General features: G+C 55.1%; 4 protein-coding genes. 1 reads left to right on the plus strand and 3 read right to left on the minus strand.

Annotated features, from left to right (window positions below):
• The first annotated feature begins 71 nt into the window (after positions 1-71).
• A complete protein-coding gene (locus tag HBA26_RS22440) occupies positions 72-872 on the plus strand; it encodes a glycosyltransferase family 2 protein (RefSeq protein ID WP_126345599.1) in 801 nt (266 codons plus the stop codon).
• 3 nt (positions 873-875) lie between these two features.
• Here HBA26_RS22440 and HBA26_RS22445 read toward each other — a convergent pair whose 3' ends face one another.
• The 3 genes from HBA26_RS22445 to gpmI form a co-directional block, all read right to left on the minus strand.
• Positions 876-1,808, minus strand: a complete 933-nt coding sequence (locus HBA26_RS22445; protein ID WP_206512920.1) for a divergent polysaccharide deacetylase family protein — start codon at positions 1,806-1,808, stop codon at positions 876-878.
• Between the two features lie 3 nt (positions 1,809-1,811).
• Positions 1,812-3,071 carry a murein hydrolase activator EnvC gene (gene envC, locus HBA26_RS22450; RefSeq protein WP_231940812.1) on the minus strand — a complete coding sequence of 420 codons (1,260 nt, stop codon included), beginning with the start codon at positions 3,069-3,071 and terminating at the stop codon, positions 1,812-1,814.
• Between the two features lie 33 nt (positions 3,072-3,104).
• Positions 3,105-3,913 (minus strand): 2,3-bisphosphoglycerate-independent phosphoglycerate mutase (gene gpmI, locus HBA26_RS22455; protein WP_166721056.1); only part of this gene is annotated, 809 nt, incomplete at its 5' end.

Below are 3,913 nucleotides of genomic sequence, written 5' to 3' on the forward strand. Positions count from 1 at the left end.
AGATGTGTATAAGAGACAGCATTTATATAGTATTAATCATATTCATTTATGCTGCTGTTGAGAGTGGAAACATGTTTAAAATAACGATCTGCTTATTAACGTTTAATTCTGAAAGATTATTGCACGATGTTATTCCGCCTCTTTTAAAAATAGCGGATGAGATCGTCGTTGTAGATTCAGGCAGTACGGACAAAACACGTTTTATTTGTGAGAGCTATGGACTGCTCCCTGTCTATAAAAAATTTGGCTGGCATGGCGAGCAGATGAATCATGCCATATCCTTAGCCAGCAATGACTGGGTCCTGTGCATCGACAGTGATGAAATTCTTGACCAGGAAACAGTTGATGCTATTTCAGCGTTAAAAGCAGATGATGAGCCTGACCCCGGAACGGCATGGCGAATATGCCGCCACTGGTTTGTTCTGGGTAAAGAAGTCCGGACGATCTATCCTGTTTCATCCCCTGATTACCCTGTACGTCTTTTTAACCGTAAACAGTCCCGATTTAATAACAGACCGGTAGACGATCAGGTGGAAGGTTTTCTCCGTTGTGAACGTATTCCGGGCTATGTAAAACATGATACGTTTCCCACTCTGCATGAGCTTTTTAACAAATTAAATTGTTATACAACCCGTTTGGTACAATATCATAAAATACGCCCCTCTATCGGGCGCGGCATCATCAGTGCCATCGGGGCTTTTTTTAAATGGTATTTGTTTAGCGGCGCCTGGCGTCAGGGTAAAGTGGGGGTGGCGACAGGACTGTATGCCACAGCCTACAGCTTTTTGAAGTATTTCAAATCCTGGTATCTGCATCAGGAGAAAAAAGAGCCCGTTGCGAATGAGCAGACGGGCTCTCAGATTGCGAAATAAGCGTCAGGCTTTCTTGCCCCATCCCTGCCACTGCTGCTGGACGTATTTCACCAGCGTACTGTTACTGATGCTGTCTCCGATGACGGAGAAGACGCGGGTCGCGTAGACCGGTTCTAGCGGCTGCTTCGGTACACAGCGCTTCACGCCGCGGAACGGGTTACGCGGTGCCGTCGGGACGGGCTGCGCAGAATTCGGCGTAGAGGTATCCACCTGCGGCTCGTTCAGCAGATCGCTCGGGCGTACCAGCGTGATATCGGCAGGTAAGGTCGGCAGCATTTGCTGTAAAACGCGAACGGTAGACGGATGCGGGTGCCCGATGGCAATCGCCGAACCGTTACGGCGCGCCAGCTGTACCGCGCGGTTGAACTGCACGCGGATATCCGCTTCGTTCTGGGAGTCGTCCAGGAAGACTTTGCGCTTAATGACCTTCACACCCGTACCCTGAGCGGCACGCATCGCCTGGCTGTTGCCAATGGTCATGCTGTCGAGGAAATAGAGATTGTAACGCTCCAGCGCCTGCATCACCTTCAGCATACCGTACAGGCTGGAGGTCATCGCGCTACCCATATGGTTGTTCAGACCCACGGCATACGGCACCTTGTTGTAGGCGTCGCGGATGATGCGTTCGATCTCATCGCTGCTCATATCCGGGCGCAGGGTGTCTTTTTCCAGCGGCTGCTTGCTGAGCGGTGCCATCGGAAGATGGATGAGGACCTGGTGGCCGCTATTGTTCGCTTTGGTCGCCATTTCATGCGCGTGAGGCGCATTCGGCAGGACGGCGACGGAGATGGCTGATGGCATCGCCAGCACCTGATTTTCATAGTGTGGTCGATAACCGAAGTCATCAATCACGATGGCGAGTTTACCTGCATATACCGGTGCAGCCAGCGCCAGTGCGCTGACGACGGAGAGAACCATTCGACGAAATTGAAGCAAAACTTATCTTCCCAACCACGGCTGTGGATTGACCGCCTGACCCTGACGACGAATTTCGAAATAGAGTGACGGGCGGCCCTGACCGCCACTGCTGCCCACAAGGGCGATGGGTTGGCCGGCGCGCACCTGGGTGCCGACGCTGACCAGCGCGCTCTGGTTGTAGCCGTAAAGACTCATGTCGCCTTTACCATGCTCGACCACCACCACCAGCCCGTAACCCTGCAGCCAGTCGGCCAGAATCACGCGGCCATCGGCGATGGCTTTCACTTCGCTACCTTCAGACGCACCGATAACGATCCCTTTCCAACGTAGCTCACCCTGCAGCTGTTCGCCATAGCGATGCAGAATAGTGCCGCGAACGGGCCAGTAGGCCTGACCGCGCGGGGAACCCAGACCGCCGGTACGCGACATCAGGGAGCGTTCGCTTTCGCTTGGCTTGTAGGTGGTCCCTTTCCGGGAGGCTTCCTGCTGCTTGTCGCGAACCGCCTGCGCCTCGCGGGCCTCTTTTTCGGCGCGCGCCTTCGCTGCGGCTTCCGCACGGGCAATGCTGTTACGCAGTTTTGATTCGTTGGCGCGCATTTCGCTCAGCTGGCTCTGTCCTGCCTGAATGGAGGACTCAAGACCCGACAGCGTTTTCTTGCGTTCGTTACGGGCCTGCTCAAGTTTCGCCTGCTGCGCTTTTTGTTCGTAGAGCAACGTCTGCTGCTGGCTCTGCTTCTCTTCCAGCTCCGCTTTTTGGGTGGAAACCTCTTCACGCGTCTGCTTCAGCTGTGCAATGGTCTCCTGACGCGCCTGGTTCAGATATCCGAAATAGGCCTGCAGACGCTGGCCGCGCTGGCTCTCTTCACCGCTGAGGATCAGCTGGAGTCCGGTATGTTCACCCTGGCGGAATGCGGCATCCAGCTGTGCTGCGAGGTTGCGCTCCTGCGCATCACGCTGGCGCTCCAGTTTGGCAATCGACGCATTCATCTCGTCGATCTGTTTGTTCAACTGGGTGAGGGTGTTTTGCGTTTCACGGAGTTTACGTGCGGCAGCGGAGATGGCCTCTTCCTGCTGCTTAAGCTGGGCGAGCAGGGTGGCGCGCTGCTGTTGCTGCTGGCGTACCGCACGCTCTTTGGCGGCGATATCGGCCTGAATGGATTTCAGCTGGTCGCGGTCATCCGCGTGTGCGGATGCGGCGCACAGCAATACGCCAGCGCTGAGTGCGCTGGCGCAAAGCAGAGGTCTGACTGATAGCCTAAGCGGCTTCACGACCCATGTGATTGAAAAAATCGCCTTTCCCCTCATGGGGAGCGATTATTCCACGATGAACAGCGGCTTACCAGTCATCTCTTCAGGGATCGGCATACCCATCAGCGACAACATGGTTGGCGCGATGTCGGAAAGCTTGCCGCCTTCTACTGCTTTCACTGATTTATCACCCACATAAATCAGTGGAACAGGCAGGTTGGTATGGGCGGTATGCGCCTGACCGGTTGCCGGGTCACGCATCTGCTCGGCGTTACCGTGGTCAGCGGTGATCAGCAGCTGGCCGCCAACGGACTCAACCGCTTTCGCAACCTGCTCAACGCAGTGGTCCAGCGCTTCAACCGCCTTCACTGCCGCTTCCATTACGCCGGTATGGCCGACCATGTCGCCGTTCGGGTAGTTACAGATGATGGTGTCGTACTTGCCGCTTTCGATGGCCGCGACCAGTTTTTCAGTCAATTCCGCAGAGCTCATCTCTGGCTGCAGATCGTAAGTCGCGACTTTCGGCGAGTTGATCAGAATGCGCTCTTCGCCTTTGAACGGCTCTTCAACGCCGCCGTTAAAGAAGAAGGTCACGTGCGCGTATTTTTCCGTTTCGGAAATACGCAGCTGCGTTTTGTCGTTCTTCGCCATCCACTCACCGAAGGTGTTAGCCAGCGAGGCTGGTGGGTAAGCGCAAGGGGCGTTGATATCTGCCGCGTATTCGGTCAGCTGGATGAAGTCGATGTTCACCACTTTCTTACGGGCAAAACCGTCGAAGTCGCTGTTGACGAACGCACGGGTGATTTCGCGCGCGCGGTCAGCGCGGAAGTTCATGAAGATCAGCGCGTCGCCATCTCTGTCTCTTATACACATCT

It is taken from the genome of Enterobacter sp. 725m/11, assembly GCF_011683705.1.
In the GTDB taxonomy this organism is placed as follows: domain Bacteria; phylum Pseudomonadota; class Gammaproteobacteria; order Enterobacterales; family Enterobacteriaceae; genus Enterobacter; species Enterobacter bugandensis.